The following is a 16,016-nucleotide window of genomic DNA, read 5'->3' as shown; positions in this document are numbered from 1 at the left end:
GGGTCGAGGAGTGCTGTGCGTCCGTCACCTGTTTGCTCCTCCCCGGTCACCGTGGCCGTACGTAGCGGACACGGGGGTCGAGCACGGCGTACGTCAGGTCGGCAAGCAGTGAGCCGACCACCGTGCCGACCGCCACGATGAGCGTCACGCCGAGCAGCACCGGGTAGTCCTGTGACTGGGCCGCTTCCCAGAACATCCGGCCGATGCCCGGGTAGTTGAACACCCCCTCCGTGATCAGTGCGCCGTTGAGTATCTGCGGCAGCCGCAGGCCGAGCAGCGTCACGATCGGCACGAGCGAGTTGCGCATCACGTGGCCGTAGAGGATGCCGGGTTCGGAGACGCCCTTGGCTCGCGCGGTATTCACGTAGTCCTGGCCGAGGTTGTCGAGCGTGGACGAGCGCATGTAGCGGCTGAACTCGGCGAGCGTGATGAGCGCGAGCGTCGCTACCGGCAGGACGAGCCCGGCCGGTTGGGTGAGCACGTCGAGGAACGAGCCCTGGGGTGCTCCAGGCGGTAGGACGCCGAGCCCGATCGCGAAGACGGTGATCAGCAGCAGGCCCAACCAGAAGCTCGGCATCGAGTAGAAGACGAACGCCGCACCGGTGAGGCCGTAGTCGATCAGCTGGTTGCGCTTGGTCGCCTGGAGCATGCCGAGTGGTACTGCGAGGACGACGGCGACCACGGTGGCGACGCCCACGAGCAGCACCGTGGGCGGCAGCCGTTCGGCGATCAGGTCGACGACGCTCTGGTTCATCTTGTACGAGAAGCCGAGGTCGCCGTGCAGCAGTTGGTTGACGTAGTTCAGGTACTGCAGCACAAGCGGATCGTCGTAGCCCTGCTCGCGCCGGAACTCCGCGAGCTGTCGCGGGCTCGCGTGCAGGCCGAGGATGGCGTGCGCCGGGTCCCCGGGAATCAGCCGGCTCTCCACGAAGGTGAGCACGGAGACGATCACGATGACAAGGAACGCCTGTGCGGTCCGCCGGATGAGGTAGAACGTCATCCGGCGGTCATTCGTCGAAGTACCAGTACTGCGGGTAGAAGTCCTCGAACAGGCCCTGCTCTGCGCGCTTGAACCCCTTCAGGTCGGAACGCACGACGCTGGAAGCGCCCTGGTTGCGCGGCATGAAGAGCACCGGCACCTGTTTGGCGATGTAGTCCTGGTAGGCCGTCATGTGCTCGAGGCCCGACTCGGTCTGGGTGGCCTCGATGAGCCGGTCCGCCTTCGGGTTGTTGAAGTTGTTCTCCGAGGCGCCGCTCTTGTACAGCTCTTCACCGCTCGGGTACGGCCCGAACTGCCAGCCTCCCCAATACGCCGCGTCCCAGTCGCAGCGCCTGCTACCGCGCTTGCAGATGTTGGTGACCGAGAAGACCTGTTCCTGCGTCGTCTTGCGCAGCTTGACGTTGATCCCCGCGGCCGCCGCCGACGACTTGAACGCCTGCATCATCCGGTCGTTCGTCGGGTCCTGCGTGTAGACGAGCCGGAACTCGAGCTTCATACCGCGCGCGATGCCCTTGCCGCACTGGTTCGCGGCGGTGCCCGGGCGGGCGCACACGCTCACGCCGTCCGGCTTGACGTCCCAGCCGTGCTCGTCGAGCAGCTGGCTCGCCTTGTCCGGATCGTGGGGATAGGGCACCGACTTGACGTACTCGGACACGTAGGGGTTCTTCGGTTTGATCGGCACCGGGCCGTACACGGCGAACGCCTCACCGTTGTGCGCACGCTTGATGTACTCGGGTTGGTCGACCATGTGCTGCAGCGCCTGCCGCACGTAGAGCTGGCTCAGCAGCGGACCGGCGGCGTTGCTGGCGTGGTTCAGCTGGATGTAGTTGATGCCGAAGTTGTTCTTCGCGTAGACCCGGTAGCCCTTGTTCTCGACCTGCTTCTTCCGGCTGGTGTACTGGCTCGGGATGTACCCGGTGGTCAACGTGTCGTCGGCCATGAGCGCATTGAACTCGGCCTGTTCTGTGGTGAACCGCTTCTCCACGAGCTTGGACAGCTTCGGCTTGTCCTTGCCCGAGTACTTCTTGTTCGGGACGAACGCGATGTCGCCGCGCGGGTCGAACTCGTCGAGTGCCCACGGACCGTTGACGACCTCCCACAACGGCTCGGAGTCGTACGAGGACAGCGACTTCGCCTTCCCGGTGAGGAAGTCGAACACCGCTGCTGCACCCTTGTCGGTCTCGTGGTGGTTGCCGATCTCACCGTCGTCGGACGTCTTGTCCCACGCGTGCTGCGGCAGCGGGATGATGCCGCCCAGCTGCTGTACGTCGAACCACTTCGGCGAGTACGACTTGTCCAGGTGCAGCACGATGCTCTTCTCGCCGGTGATGTCCATCCGCTCGATGTTGTCCGGCACCGACCCCGGCGCGTAGCAGCCCCACTTGGCCTTGCTGGCGCGGTAGAGGTTCACGTAGAACGCGATGTCGCGGGCGCTCACCGGCTCGCCGTCGGACCAGTTGTAGTCCTTCAGCGTGATGGTCACCTGGTCGTTGCTGCCGTTGTACTCGGGTGGCTCGGCGAGGCTGAGCTCCTCGTTGAGCGCGAACTCGTTGCCGAGCACGCCGCCGTACCAGTACAGCGGCTTGTAGATCAGGCTGCGGAAGTAGTGGTTGTTGACCGCGGTGCACTGCGGGTCGGACGGCAGGATGTAGGTCGGCTCGTCACCGGCGTCCAGTGCCACCGTGGCGACGTCGGTGTTGCTGGTCTGCGGTTGGCCGCCGCAGCCCGCGAGAACCAGTACGGCGGTCAGGAGTCCGGCCAACGCAACCCTGCGAGGCGAACGAACATGGGGCAACGTATCGAGCATGGCCGGCTCCTAGTTGCAATCCAACATGACGCCCTGCTTGGGGGAACCTCTTCTCTGCGCCAGAGCAGTTAGTCAACCCCTTGCATCGCTCCGCTGTCGCTATTCGGCACATTTCTGCGCATTGTTCGGTGGAGCTGGTGACGGGGCGGAACGGCGGCCGTAGGTCAGCCGGCGCAGCAGCGTCTCCGCCGGACCGCGGTAGGAATGCCGCTGCATCAGGTACGCACCCAGCAGCGTGGCCAGCCAGACCGCCGTCGCGCTGTCCGCGGAGGCGAAGGTGGGGCTGGCCGTCCGCTCCCCGATGGCCACGGCGAAGTGCGAGGCGAGCAGCAGCCAGGCGACCGACTGGAACAGGTAGCCGCTGAGTGAGCGCTGGCCCAGTGCGGTCAGCGCAGCCACGGCCGGGTGTCGGCGCGATCGCGTGGGCACGGCGATGGCCAGCAGGCCGAAGAGGGCGACGTACCCTGGACCGCCGAACATCCCCGTGGCTCGGCTCAGCATGAACAGCGCCGACACCGCGGCCGAGTCGACGTGCAGGACGTCCGCGTTGACCAAGCCGATCGGCAGGCCACCGGCGAACGCCAGGGTCAGTCCGATCCCGGCGGTCCAGCCGAGCAGTCGCCGATGTGCGGCGGGCTCCTCGAGGACACCCTTGCGCGCTGCCCATGCACCCAGCCAGACGATCACGATGAACGGCACGACGGTGAGCGTGTGCACCGGCCAGTCCTGCAGTCGTGCCACCAGCGAGGTGAGGTAGTCCGGGGCCAGGTGCGCGTCGTAGGGCGAGGTCGAGACCTTCGCGGCGGGCCCGCTGCTGCCGATCACCTGGGCGGTCGCGACGACCGCGAGCACCAGCGTCTCCACCGCCATCAGGCCCCACAGCCACAGCACGATCCGGTGGACGCGGTCGCCGCGGCGCAGCAGGAGCAGTGTGAAGATGACGCCCACCAGGCCGTAGGCGCCGAGGAAGTCGCCGGAGAACAGCAGCAGGCCGTGGACGAGTCCGATGGCGAGGAGCGCCACGTTGCGGCGCAGCAGCATGGAGCGTACCGCCGCCGGGGAAGCGCCCGCGGCGTCCTGGCGGCGCGCCATCTGCACCAGGCTGTAGCCGAACATGACGGCGAACATCGGGTACGCCCTTGCGTCCACGAAGACGGCGGCGAAGACGTGTAGAGCCGTTCCAGGCCGACCGGGGTGCGGTCCGCGCCGGGGTCCGCGCCGAGTACCGCGACGGCCGCGTTGGGGAGCGCGATGAAGAGCAGCATCGCGCCGCGGGCCAGGTCGGGAGCCAGCGCGCGTTCTGTCGGCCGCACTGCTCCCCGCTGGGGTGGTGCGGCGTGCTTGGTGGTCGCCGTGGTCATGTGCGCTCCTACATAGTTTATGTTGTAAACTATGTTTAGTATAGTAAGTGGCCGTCAGCGGGGACGTGAGGAGGATGCACGCGCAGTGACCGATGCAGAAGTGCCGGCCGAGCTGGCCAGGCTCTGGCGGCTGTCCAGCGGCTCCCGGCTCGGGCGTCCGGCCGCGCTCGACGTGGACCGCGTCGTGCAGACGGCCGTGCAGCTCGCCGACCGTGCCGGGCTGGCCGGCGTCACGCTGCCGAAGATCGCGGCGGAGCTGGACGTCACCAGCATGTCCCTCTACCGCTACGTCGGTTCCAAGGACGAGCTGTTCGTGCTGATGCAGGACGCCGCGACGGGTCCGCCGCCGCAGCTCGACGTGCCCGCGGAGGACTGGCGGGCCGGCCTGCGGGCCTGGGCGGTGGCGCAGCGGCTCGCCCTGCACGAGCGGCCGTGGGTGGCGAGGTTGCCGGTCACCGGCCCGCCGGCGGGGCCGAACCAGATCGGCTGGATGGACGTGGCCCTGCGGGTGCTGCGCGGCACCGGCCTGGACTGGGGCGCGAAGCTAGGGGTGCTGACCCTGGTCAGTGGGTACGTACGGCAGGCGAGCCTGCTCGCCGACGAGCTCGCCGCCGGGCGGCGCGGCAGCGGCATGGACCAGGCGGCGGTCGAGCGCGCCTACGGCAGGGCGCTCGCCCAGCTCGTCGACCCGCAGCGCTTCCCCGAGGTGGCCGCCGTGTTCGCCAGCGCGCCGTTCCAGACGCCACCCCCGGAGGGCTACGACGACCCCGCAACCAACCCCGACTTCACCTTCGGCCTGGACCGCATCCTCGACGGCGTAGCCGCCGCCATCGAGCAAACCCCACCCACCTGACCGGTGTGTCGGGGAACGGGTCGGCCGCAGCGGCATCGTGGCCGCTTTTGCACCGCCGGCCGCCCGCGGCCTCGTTACCGGCCGGCACCTGGCCCGGGCGCCGTCACCGACCGGCCGCGCCGACTCCGGCGCGGCCACCGGCTGGCACTGCGGCTCCTGGCCTCGCTACCGGCTGGCGCTGCCTTCCGCGCCCGCCCGCCGGCTGTCAGCGGTCCAGGCGGGCGAGCAGGGCGTGCGCGGCGTTGTGGCCGGCGATGCCGCTGACGGCGCCGCCGCGGCGGGCGCTGCTGCCGCAGATCAGCAGCCGGTCGGTGTCGGTGGCTACGCCCCACGGGTCGTCGGTGTCGTCGTCGGCGTGCGGCCATTGCAGGTCGCCGTGGAAGATGTGGCCGCCTGGTAGGTCGAGCTCGGCGGCGAGGTCGAGCGGCGTCTTCGCCTCGATGCAGGGCGCGCCGTTGGCGTCGGTGGCCAGGCAGTGCTCGATCGGCTCGGCCAGGTGGCGGTTGATGCCGGCAAGCGCCCGGTGCAGCGCCCTCTCCCGCATACCGGCGTTGTCGTCGCGGAACAGCCGCGCAGGCGTGTGCAGGCCGAACATGGTCAACGTCTGCCAGCCGGCGGCCACCAGGTCGGCGCCGAGGATGGACGGGTCGGTGAGCGAGTGGCAGTACACCTCCGCCGGCAGCGGGTCGGGCAGCTGCCCGGCGTCCGCCGCCCGGTACGCGGCCTCGAGCTGCCCGTACCCCTGGTCGATGTGGAACGTGCCGGCGAACGCCGTGCGCGGGTCGACGTCGGTGCGCAGCCGCGGCAACCGCTCGAGCACCATGTTCACCTTGAGCTGGCTGCCCTCCTCGTCGGCGCCCGTACGTCCACGCAACCGGGCCAGCGTCGACGCCGACACGTTCGCCAGCACGTGGCCCGCCGTCGCCGTACGCTCCGCCCCTTCGGCGTCCACCCAGCTGACCGTGCACCCGGCGCCGTCGGTCGCGACCTCGCGTACCTCCGCGCCGGTGACGATCTCCGCGCCCGCCTCGCGTGCGCATCGCTCCAGTTCGGCGCTCACCGCGCCCATGCCGCCGACCGGTACCCGCCACTCGCCGGTGCCGTTGCCGACGACGTGGTACAGGAACACCCGGTTCTGCCGCAGCGTCGGGTCGTGCGCGTACGTGTGCTCGCCGATGACCGCGTCGGTCAGCACCGTGCCGCGTACGGCGTCGTCGGCGAAGGTGACCTCCACCAGCTCGCCGATCGGCCGCTCGAACAGCGCCTGCCAGGCGTCCGCACCCGCGGCAGAACGGACGGCGTCGGCCAGATCTGCCCGGCGCGGCAGCGGCCGTAGCAGCGTCGGGGCGATTGCGCCTGCGACCGCGCCGGCCGTCTGCTGGAAGCGCTGCCACGAGTCGTACTCCGCGGCCGAACCGGTGAGCTCCGCGAACGCCGCCGCGGTCGCCGGGCCCTCGGCGCGCTCGACCAGCAGACCGCCTGGACGCCCGTCGCGGTCGACCGGCGTGTACGACGCCGTGGCCCGCGAACGCAGCTCGATGCGCAGCCCGAGGTCGGCGACGACCTGGTCCGGCAGCAGGCTCACCAGGTACGAGTACCTGGACAGGTGCGCGTCCACCCCGGGGAACGTGCGGACGCTCGCGACCGCGCCGCCCACCGTCCGGCGCTTCTCCACGACCAGCACCGACAGCCCGGCGCGGCCGAGATAGCCGGCCGCGACCAGCCCGTTGTGCCCGCCGCCGACCACGATCGCGTCGTACTGCTCGTCCGTCATCTGCCTGCTCTCCTTCGTCTGGCCCAGGCCAGGCTAGCTCCGGCCGCTGCCACGTAGCCTGGCTGGCGGGCACACCACAGGAACGGAAGGAGCCGGATGGGCGCGGACGGTCTGCGTGTCGCTATCGCGACGGCGGCGGAGGCACAGGGACTCGACGACGACGAGCCGCTGCTCGTCGAGGCGTTCGCCCGGCACGGGGTGGCCGCGGAGCCCGCCGTCTGGGACGCCGACGTGGCGTGGTCGCGGTACGACGCCGTGGTCGTACGCAGCACCTGGGACTACCCGGCGCGGCGCGCGGAGTTCCTCGCCTGGGCGGCCGACGTAGACGGCCGGCTGTGGAACGGCCCCCGCGTACTGGCCTGGAACACCGACAAGGTGTACCTGCGCGAGCTCGCCGCGGCCGGGGTGCCGGTCGTGCCGACCACGTGGATCGAGCCGGACGCCACCGGCGTCACGCTGCCGGCCGACGGCGACTACGTGGTCAAGCCGTCGGTCTCCGCGGGCAGCAAGGACACCGTGCGCTACCGGGCAGGCGAGGACGTCGACGCGGTCGAGCACGTACGGCTGATCCAGAAGTCCGGGCGGGTCACCATGGTGCAGCCGTACGTGGCGAGCGTGGACAGCTACGGCGAGACGGCGCTGCTTTACGTCGAGGGGTCGTTCAGCCACGCGATCCGCAAGGGGCCGCTGCTGACCGCGGGCCAGGGTTTCGTGGACGGGCTGTTCGCGGCGGAGGAGATCACCGCGCGGCGGCCGTCGCCGGCCGAGCGCGAGGTCGCCGACCGGGTCGTCACCGCCGCCAGGCAGATCGTCGGTGACCTGCTGTACGCGCGGGTCGACCTGGTGGCGGGCGACGACGGGCAGCCGCTGCTGCTCGAGCTGGAGCTCGCCGAGCCGTCCATGTTCTTCGGCTACGACGACGGCGCCGCCGACCGGCTGGCCGCCGCCGTGCTCGCCCGGCTCGGCTGACCGTCAGTCGGCGGGCACGAGCTCCGCGACGAGCTGCCGTACGTGCGCGTCGATCTGGTCGCGGATCTGCCGCACGGTCTCGACCGGCTGCCCGGCGGGGTCGGGCAGCTCCCAGTCCAGGTAGCGCTTGCCGGGGTACACCGGGCAGGCGTCGCCGCAGCCCATGGTGACGACGACGTCGGCCGCGCGTACGGCGTCGTCGGTCAGCGGCTTGGGGAACTCCCTGCTCAGGTCGACGCCGAGCTCGCCCATCACGTCCACGACGGCGGGGTTGACCTGGTCCGCGGGTGCCGACCCGGCGGAGCGTACGGTCACCCGTCCCGCGGCGCGGTGGTCGAGCAGCGCGGCGGCCATCTGCGAGCGGCCCGCGTTGTGCACGCAGACGAACAGCACCTCAGGGTTGTCAGGCATGGCTGCTCCTGCGGTCCATGCGGCGGCGTAGTGCCAGCGACAGGTAGACGAGGGCAACGAGCACGGGCACCTCGATCAGTGGGCCGACGACGCCGGCGAGCGCCTCGCCCGAGGTGACGCCGAACGTCGCGATGGCGACCGCGATGGCCAGCTCGAAGTTGTTGCCGGCCGCGGTGAACGCCAGCGTGGTGGCGCGTTCGTACGGCAGTCGCAGCGCGCGGCCGAGCGCGTAGGAGCCGGCCCACATCAGCGCGAAGTAGATGAGCAGCGGCAGCGCGATCCTGGCGACGTCGAGCGGTTGGCTGGTGATCGCGTCGCCCTGTAGCGCGAACAGGACGACGATGGTGAACAGCAGCCCGTACAGCGCCCACGGCCCGATGCGGGGCAGGAACCTAGTCTCGTACCACTGCCGGCCGCGAGCGCGTTCGCCGAGCCTGCGGGTCAGGTAGCCCGCGACGAGGGGCACGCCGAGGAAGATCAGTACGTTGCGCGCGATGGCCCACGCCGACACGTCCAGCCCGGCGGTGTCCAGGCCGAGCCAGCTGGGCAGCACCTGCAGGTAGAACCAGCCGAGCGCGGCGAACGCGATCACCTGGAACACGCTGTTCAACGCGACGAGCACTGCGGCCGCCTCGCGGTCGCCGCAGGCCAGGTCGTTCCAGATGATGACCATGGCGATGCAGCGCGCCAGCCCGACGACGATCAGCCCGGTGCGGAACGCGGGCAGGTCGGGCAGGAACAGCCAGGCGAGCGCGAACATGATCGCCGGCCCGATCAGCCAGTTCAGTACCAGCGACGGGATCAGCAACCGCCGGTCGCGGGTGACGGTGTGCAGCTGGTCGTAGCGCACCTTCGCCAGCACCGGGTACATCATCACCAGCAGCCCGACCGCGATCGGCAGCGAGACCCCGTCGACGGCGACCGCGTCCAGCGCCGCGTCCAGCCCGGGAATCAACCGGCCGGCACCGAGACCGACCGCCATCGCCGCGAGGATCCACAGCGGCAGCAACCGGTCGAGCGTGGACAGCCGGGCGGCGACCGGAGCTTCGGGTGCGTCCGGTGTCGTTGCGGTATCCGTCATGCCGGCACCGGCTGGTCGAGCCCGAACAGGTCCGCCAGCCGGGCCAGCGCGGTGGGGTCGGCGCGGTAGTAGATCCAGGTGCCGCGCCGCTCGCGGGTGATCAGGCCGGCTTCGCGCATCACCTTCAGGTGGTGCGAGATGGTCGGCGCGGTGACGTCGAACGCGCCGGTGAGCTCGCAGACACACGCTTCGCCGCCCTCGTGGCAGGCGATCATCGAGAGCAGCCGGAGACGTACCGGGTCGGCGATCGCCTTCACCAGCGGCGCCAGCTCCCTGGCGTCCGGCTCACTCAGCGGCTCGCGGGTCAGCCGCACCTCGCAACCTTGATTTGACACACGTCTAAGTTGACAGCTGTCGAGCTATTGCGCAACCGCCCGCACTGGCGTCTCCGGCGCACTCGGCGCACACTGGAAGGTAAGCGGGCCAGGGGAGGTGTCCTTCGGTGACAGCAGAGGCTCGGCTACCCGACATCGTTCCCGTGCTCTCCCGCGGGAAGCACCGGAACCCACGCAAGGGCGCATGCTTCATGGAGTTCGCGTCGTACCTCGCGGGTGAACGGTGGAGCGACCATCCGCGATGTACGCACCCGCTGCTCGCGGCCTTGGCGCGGCACGTCAACGACTACACCACCGACGAGGGGCGCGGCCGGCTGGTCGAGCTGGTGCCTTCGGTCATCGGGCTCACCAGCGACGACCCCCGCCTGGACGTGCGGATCGCGTTGCGCGCGGCGACCACGGGACTCCCGGTCGTCGCGGCGGAACGGCAGGGCGTGCTCGCGGTCGCGGTGCTCGGCGGCAGCCGTGCGCTCGCGCAGCTCGAGGGCCGGCCGGCGGACCAGCTCGACGAGCGCTGCGAGGAGGCGCTCTCGCGGGTGCCGCACGCCACCCGGTGGGCGTACCGGTTCGTGGAGGGCATGCGGCGGTCGCCGAACGCGTTCCGCAGGCACGCGGCGCCGACCGTGGTGCACACGGCGGTGCAGGGCATCGCGTGGGCGTGCATCCCCAACCCGGACGCCATCCTGCGCGAGCTGCTCACCGGCGCCATCGACGACTGCCGGCAGCTGGTCGAGGGTGCGCCGCCGGCCGCGGTGCCGATCGAACCCGCGCGACCCGGTCGGCTGCACCGCCGGCTGAAGCGCGTCGGCTGAGCGGGTTACGCCGCGGTCGCCGCCTGGTAGACGAGGGCGCCTGCGGTGAGGTCCTCCAAGGCCGTGCCGACCGACTTGAAGTACGTGATCTCGTCCGCGTCGGTGCGTCCGCCGTGGACGCCTCTGGTGAGGTCGTACAGCGTCGCCGTGATGCCGGCCTTGGTCAGCGCACCGCTGGCGAGCGGGTCGATGAGGTCGCCGCTTTCTTCGAGCGCGTCCTCGGTGTCGACGAACACCGTCGCCTTCCGGACGGCGTCGTCGTCGGCCTCCCGCAGGTGTGGCGCGAAACTGCCGATCAGGTCGAGGTGACAGCCCGGTTGCAGCCAGTCGCCGTGGATCAGCGGCTCCGCCGACAACGTGGCGCACGAGACGATGTCCGCCGCGCGTACGGCGGCGGCCAGGTCGTCGGCACGTTCGGCGGCGAAGCCCTCCGCGCGTAGCCGGGCGACCGCGGCGTCGGCGTGGTCCTGAGTGCGGTTCCACACCTGCACGCTGTGGATCGGCCGCACTGTACGGTACGCGTGCGGGATCACCTCGGCCACCTTCCCCGCGCCGACGACGAGCAGCCGGCTGGCGTCCGGCTTGGCCAGGTACGAGCCGGCGAGCGCGGACGCGCCCGCGGTCCTGCGCCTGGTCAGCTCGGCGCCGTCGATCGCGGCGAGCTGTTCACCCGTCGTCGCGCTGGAGAGCAGGTACACCGGCTGGATGGCGGGCAGCCCGCGCGCGCCGTTGTGCGGAAAGACGTTGACCAGCTTGACGCCGATGTAGGTGTCCGACCAGGCGGGCATCAGCAGCAACCTGCCGTCCTCGCCGGGTGCGCCGACGGCGTGCTGGTGCCGCAGCGGTGCCTGCGCGCCGCGGGCGAACCCTTCCCGCAACGCAGGCACCAGCTTGTCGAAGGTCAGCAGTTCGGCCACCTGCGCGGCGTCTACGACTCGCACTCGCCTCGTCCTCCTTCTGCCGGCTGGGTTTCGATCTTGACACGGGTGAGTCGGCACAGCGCGGCGAACCCGTCGTCGGTGCCCGGCCAGTGCCTGCGCAACGCCTCCGCACCCGCCCGCCTGACCACCGCGCGGAGGACGAACACCACGACGATCGCGTCGTCCGCGTAACCCAACACGGGGATGAAGTCGGGCACCAGGTCGATCGGCATCGCCAGGTAGGCGAGCAGCCCGACCAACCGCGAGCGCACGCCGCGGGGTAGCTCGCGGTCGGCGGCGAGGTTACGCAGCAGGCGGAGCAGGTCAGGCAAGATCCGTACGGCCTCGCCGAGCAGCGATCCCTTCGGCCGGACGAGCAGCAGTCCGACGACGAGAGCCGCCCAGGTGGCTGCCAACGCCACCAGGATGCCGACCACGATCTCCAACCACACGCTCACAGTCTGTCAAGCAGCAACGCCAGCGGGCGAGAACTCGTTTTCCCACGAATGGCCCGGCAACCTCGTCCGTGAACACGGAGCGCAACGGATTCACACGAGAACGCCGCCTTCCGCCCCTCCGTTGGCCGTCTCGGTTGCCGACGCTGCCGGTAGGTCAGAGCATGTACCTGTTGGTCCTACTGCTCCGGCGGTCCGCCGGCAATGTGGGCCCGTGGGGGGAACCAACCGAGCCGGACACCAGGCCGCCCGAGAGAGGAGAAGGAGAGTGGCACCCCCCACCATGAGCCGCTACTCCCCGCGAGCCGATATCTCAGACAGTCTCATTCCTGCTGAACGCGGTTACGCGTTGCGGCCATGGCATCAGAGTGACGCCAAGCTGGTGTTGGAGGCGTTCGCCCCCGACGACATGGCGAACCAAGGCGGCCAGTGGCCGATGCGCAGCATCGAGGACGCCAACCGCTGGATAGCCGGTTGGACCCACCAGCAGGTGCAGGGCACTGGGTACGCGCTCGCCGTGCAGAGCCCGAACGGCCTCGTCGTCGGCAACGTCGCGGTGGCTTCCGTAGACCGCGAACACGGCACCGGCTTCGTGTCGTACTGGACGACCCCGTCGGCCAGGGGCCGTGGCGTCGCGACGATCGGGTTGCGTGCGCTCGCGCTGTGGGCACACTCGGCACTCGACCTCTTCCGACTGGAGCTCGGTCACCGCGTGAACAACCCGTCCGCGTGCGCCGTCGCGACCCGTGCCGGGTTCAGCGTCGAGGGCATGCAGCGCGGCAAGCTGCGGTACGAGGGCATCAGGTACGACGTGGAGCTGCACGCGAAGCTCGCCACCGATCCCGTGCCAGATCTCTGACCTACTGGGCGGCGCGAACGAAGTGCGGAGCACCGTCATCTGACGGTGCATGACACCTACCTGGCAGCCTGCACCAGTTGCCGCCCGGCGGCGCTCGCTCTGGATCGCCCTCGTGGCGACGTTGGTCGGTATGGCGTTGATCGCCGCCACCGTCGTGGTCGTGTTGGTGCGGCCGTGGCAGGACGTCGCGCGGATCGGTCTCGGCCACCGCGCCGACCGTCCCAGCTACGAGATCGACGCGCGGATCGACCCCCGTACGGGCAACGTGCGCGGCGAGCTGACCGTACGGGTTCCCGCCGACGTCGGTGGCGACAAGCTGCGGTTCCGGGTGGTGCCGAACGCCGAGGGCTACGACGCCGACTTCCGCCTCGGCCGCGTCACCGTCGGCGGCGAGAAGACCAGGCCCCGGTTGGACAAGGCGCTGCTCGTCGTCGCCCGCGGGTCGAGCGGCGGCACGACGGTCACCATGAGCTTCCGCTACCAGGTGATGGAGGGCGAGACGTCGCCGTTGGCGTCGCTGGGCCTGTTGCCGAGCGACCGACCGATGGTCGCCGGGCTGCTCGCCAGGTACGACACGGGGATCTCGCTCGGCCACTGGTACCCGTTCCTCATCGCGGACGGCGCGGCGGCGACACCTGAGCTGGCCGAGGTCGGTGACGTCGGCAGCGCACCGGCGGCGGACGTTCGTGCGTCGATCATCGTGCCGAAGGGCTTCCAGGTGATCAGCGGTGGGGAGACGAAGGACCGCACTGCCGAAGGCAACTCGGTGGTCGTGGACGAGCGAGCGTCCGGCATCAGAGAGCTCTCCCTGGTCGTCAGCGACCGGCTCGAGCGCACCACGCGCGAGGAGGGCGGCGTCGAGGTCAACGTCTGGGCGCCGCGGGACGCGTCCACGCACGCGACCGAGGTGGCGGCCATGACCGCGCGGGGGCTCGGCGTCTTCGAGGAGAACCTCGGCGGCTACCCGTGGCCGTCGCTCGACGTGGTGCAGGCGCCGATGCCGCCAGGCGTCGGCGGCATGGAGTGGCAGGGCATGTTCTGGGTCGGCTCCGAGATCTTCCGCGGCACCATGCCCGGCGTGCCGGAGCAGTTCGCCGAGGTGCTCGGCGAGAACGCCGGCCTGGAGGACGTCAGGGAGTTCACCGTCGTGCACGAGCTTGCGCACCAGTGGTGGCAGGGGATGGTCGGCGTGGACCAGGCCACGCACGAGGTCGTCGACGAACCGCTCGCGCAGTACACGACCTGCCTGTACTTCGCGAAGGTGCGGCCCACCGACTGGAAGACCGTGTGCGACAGGAACGTCAGCATGAACTACAGGTACATGCGGACGATGGGCGAGGACGACGCCGCGGCCGACCGGCCCACGAGCGCGTTCGGCAGCGACAAGCAGTACGCGGGCGTCGTCTACGGCAAGGCCCCGAACTTCTACCGCGCACTGGAGAAGGAGGTCGACAGGTTGGCCGTCGTCGCCGGGCTGCACCGGCTGGTGCAGGAACGGTCGGGCGAGCTGGCTACCCCGGACGACGTGGTCACCGCGCTCCAGCGCGAGGTGCCGACGGAGAAGCGGGCCGAGGTGCGCGCGCTGTGGCGGCACTGGATGGCCGAGCAGCACGGCGACACCGACGTAGGGACGAAGCTGCTCCCGTAGCGGCTCGGAGCTCGCTACGCGCCTGCTTTGTGGTGGCTGCGGAGCATGGCGAGCAGTCCCTTGGGGAGCACCGCGGGGGCGCCGGGCGCGTCCAGCGAGCCGAGGGTCTGCCAGCCGCCGAGGGCGACGACCTGGTCGCCTTCGGTCAGCTCGACCGTGTCGTGCTCGTAGACCTGCCGGTCGGCGAACGCGCCGGCGAAGACGAAGCAGATCTCGTGCTGCCGGTAACCGCCGTGGTCGTAGATGTTCTCCAGTACCCCGAGGGCGCGGATGCCGATGAGCTCGGTGCTCATGTCCCGCTCGACGACCCGGCGTGCCGTGTCGATGGCACGCTCCCCGAACGCGATGGCACCGCCGATGGGACGGTAGTACAGCTCACCGCTGCTCGGGTCCTCGCCCTCGAACAGGAACACCCGGTCCGCGTACGCCGCGACCGCTAGCGCGACCGCTCTGATCGATTCCTTCTGGCGCCGGCCCATGAGTGCAGAGCGTAGTCATCCGTGCGGGCAGCCGAAACACGCCCGGCCGGTTTCCGGCGAACCAGCTGGTCCCTCGCCGGCATCGCACGGGGCATGGTGGAGCGAGCCCGTGTGTTCCCGGTGGTCGGCGTGGCCGGCACCGTGCTGGCCGTCGTCACCCGGGAGTGCGGTCCGCTGGCCGGGACGGCCGCGGCCCTCCTCGTGGTGTGCACCGCCGGCCTGGCCGCAGCGGCGTGCACGCTGCTCGCACGCGAGCTACGGCACGAGCACGGCGGCGCCGGTGACCGCGTCCGCGGCGAGGTCGGCGAGCGCCCGGTCGGCGCGGTCCAGCGGGTACTCGACGGTGCTGACCGTCAGCCGGTGGTCCGCCGCGAACTGCAGGAACGCCGTGCCGTCCGCCCTGGTGCTGGACGTGACGCTGCGCACCTCCCGCTCGTAGAACAGGTGGTCCTGGTAGTTCAGCGGCGGTACGTCGGTGAGGTGGATGCCCGCGATGGCCAGGGTGCCGCCGCGGTCGAGCGCCGCCAGCGCGGTCGGTACCAGGTCGCCGACGGGTGCGAACAGGATCGCCGAGTCGAGCGGCTCCGGCGGCATGTCGGCCGCGTGACCGGCGGAGGCGGCGCCCAGCGAGAGGGCCAGCTCGCGTGCCTGTGCGCTTCGGGTCAACACGTGGACGGTCGCGCCCTGCGCGAGGGCGACCTGGGTGGCCAGGTGCGCGCTGCCGCCGAAGCCGTAGACGCCCAGCCGCCCGCCGGGCGGCAGGTTCGCCCGCTGCAGGGCGCGGTAGCCGATGATGCCGGCGCACAGCAGCGGCGCCAGCTCGGCGTCGGTGTAGCCGGCGGGCAGCGGGTACGCGTACGCGGCGGGCACGAGCGCGTAGTCGGCGTAGCCGCCGTCGGCGTCCCAGCCGGTGTAGCGGGAGTGCGGGCAGAGGTTCTCCGCCCCCCGCGTGCAGTACCCGCACGTGCCGCAGGTGTGCCGCAGCCAGGCGATGCCGACCCGGTCACCGGGGCCGACGTCGCCCGTAATGCCCGCGACGACCTCGCCGACCACCTCGTGCCCGGGTACGACACCAGGCAGGTGGACGGGGAGGTCGCCCTCGGCGACGTGCAGGTCGGTGCGGCAGACGCCGCAGCAACGCACCCGCACGAGCAGCTCGCCAGCACCGGGTTCTGGGACCGGCACGCTGGCCAGGTGCAGCGGCCCGGCACGTACCGGCCCGGGGCGCCGCACCTGCCAGGCGCGCATCGGC

At 70.7% G+C, this 16,016-nt stretch carries 14 protein-coding genes and 2 pseudogenes; 5 read left to right on the top strand and 11 right to left on the bottom strand.

What is annotated here, in order from left to right; translation table 11 throughout:
- Nucleotides 1–46: 46 nt before the first annotated feature.
- The 3 genes and pseudogenes from GEV07_07730 to GEV07_07720 form a co-directional block, all read right to left on the bottom strand.
- Nucleotides 47–1,000, bottom strand: a complete 954-nt coding sequence (locus GEV07_07730; protein MQA02603.1) for an ABC transporter permease subunit — start codon at nt 998–1,000, stop codon at nt 47–49.
- A gap of 7 nt (nt 1,001–1,007) precedes the next feature.
- On the bottom strand, nt 1,008–2,807 hold the full coding sequence (locus GEV07_07725) for a hypothetical protein (protein ID MQA02602.1): 1,800 nt from the start codon (nt 2,805–2,807) through the stop codon (nt 1,008–1,010).
- A 99-nt stretch (nt 2,808–2,906) separates the two neighbouring features.
- Nucleotides 2,907–4,168, bottom strand: a pseudogene (locus tag GEV07_07720) (DUF418 domain-containing protein).
- Between the two features lie 31 nt (nt 4,169–4,199).
- Here GEV07_07720 and GEV07_07715 point away from each other — a divergent pair.
- Nucleotides 4,200–5,021, top strand: coding sequence for a TetR family transcriptional regulator (locus GEV07_07715; GenBank protein MQA02601.1), 822 nt, complete (start codon nt 4,200–4,202; stop codon nt 5,019–5,021).
- 205 nt (nt 5,022–5,226) lie between these two features.
- Here the strand turns inward: GEV07_07715 and GEV07_07710 are convergent, their stop codons facing one another.
- Entirely contained in the window at nt 5,227–6,795 is a 1,569-nt protein-coding gene (locus GEV07_07710) for an NAD(P)-binding protein (GenBank protein MQA02600.1), read from the bottom strand.
- Between the two features lie 96 nt (nt 6,796–6,891).
- Here GEV07_07710 and GEV07_07705 point away from each other — a divergent pair, with 96 nt between their 5' ends.
- Entirely contained in the window at nt 6,892–7,764 is an 873-nt protein-coding gene (locus GEV07_07705) for a hypothetical protein (protein ID MQA02599.1), read from the top strand.
- 3 nt (nt 7,765–7,767) lie between these two features.
- On the opposite strand, the gene GEV07_07700 is transcribed toward GEV07_07705, so the two are convergent.
- Genes GEV07_07700 through GEV07_07690 form a run of 3 tightly spaced genes read right to left on the bottom strand, consistent with a single transcriptional unit; the run spans nt 7,768 to nt 9,591 of the window.
- A complete protein-coding gene (locus tag GEV07_07700; protein ID MQA02598.1) occupies nt 7,768–8,175 on the bottom strand; it encodes an arsenate reductase ArsC in 408 nt (135 codons plus the stop codon).
- Nucleotides 8,168–9,256 (bottom strand): ACR3 family arsenite efflux transporter, encoded by a 1,089-nt coding sequence (arsB, locus tag GEV07_07695; protein ID MQA02597.1) that lies wholly within the window; start codon nt 9,254–9,256, stop codon nt 8,168–8,170. Before arsB ends, GEV07_07700 begins: the two co-directional genes overlap by 8 nt.
- The gene (locus GEV07_07690) at nt 9,253–9,591 is read right to left on the bottom strand and encodes a metalloregulator ArsR/SmtB family transcription factor (protein ID MQA02596.1); all 339 of its coding nucleotides are present in this window, start codon (nt 9,589–9,591) and stop codon (nt 9,253–9,255) included. The genes arsB and GEV07_07690 overlap by 4 nt, the downstream gene beginning before the upstream one ends.
- Nucleotides 9,592–9,725: 134 nt before the next feature.
- Between GEV07_07690 and GEV07_07685 the strand changes: the two are divergent.
- Nucleotides 9,726–10,313: pseudogene (locus GEV07_07685) on the top strand (hypothetical protein).
- A gap of 95 nt (nt 10,314–10,408) precedes the next feature.
- Here GEV07_07685 and GEV07_07680 read toward each other — a convergent pair.
- Together GEV07_07680 and GEV07_07675 are read right to left on the bottom strand one after the other, a co-directional pair.
- Entirely contained in the window at nt 10,409–11,344 is a 936-nt protein-coding gene (locus tag GEV07_07680; protein ID MQA02595.1) for an ornithine cyclodeaminase family protein, read from the bottom strand.
- Nucleotides 11,332–11,781: a DUF1232 domain-containing protein gene (locus GEV07_07675; GenBank protein ID MQA02594.1), complete on the bottom strand. Its 450-nt coding sequence runs from the start codon at nt 11,779–11,781 to the stop codon at nt 11,332–11,334. Before GEV07_07675 ends, GEV07_07680 begins: the two co-directional genes overlap by 13 nt.
- 280 nt (nt 11,782–12,061) lie before the next feature.
- Here GEV07_07675 and GEV07_07670 point away from each other — a divergent pair, with 280 nt between their 5' ends.
- A complete protein-coding gene (locus tag GEV07_07670; GenBank protein ID MQA02593.1) occupies nt 12,062–12,637 on the top strand; it encodes a GNAT family N-acetyltransferase in 576 nt (191 codons plus the stop codon).
- 49 nt (nt 12,638–12,686) lie between these two features.
- Nucleotides 12,687–14,285, top strand: a complete 1,599-nt coding sequence (locus tag GEV07_07665) for a hypothetical protein (protein ID MQA02592.1) — start codon at nt 12,687–12,689, stop codon at nt 14,283–14,285.
- 14 nt (nt 14,286–14,299) lie between these two features.
- On the opposite strand, the gene GEV07_07660 is transcribed toward GEV07_07665, so the two are convergent.
- On the bottom strand, nt 14,300–14,764 hold the full coding sequence (locus GEV07_07660; protein ID MQA02591.1) for a hypothetical protein: 465 nt from the start codon (nt 14,762–14,764) through the stop codon (nt 14,300–14,302).
- 255 nt (nt 14,765–15,019) lie between these two features.
- Nucleotides 15,020–16,012, bottom strand: a complete 993-nt coding sequence (locus tag GEV07_07655; protein MQA02590.1) for a zinc-binding alcohol dehydrogenase family protein — start codon at nt 16,010–16,012, stop codon at nt 15,020–15,022.
- Nucleotides 16,013–16,016: the final 4 nt, after the last annotated feature.

This window comes from Streptosporangiales bacterium (assembly GCA_009379825.1).
Taxonomy (GTDB): domain Bacteria; phylum Actinomycetota; class Actinomycetes; order Streptosporangiales; family WHST01; genus WHST01.
Note: the sequence above shows the minus strand (reverse complement) of the source record. Positions and strands in the feature narration are given on the sequence as shown.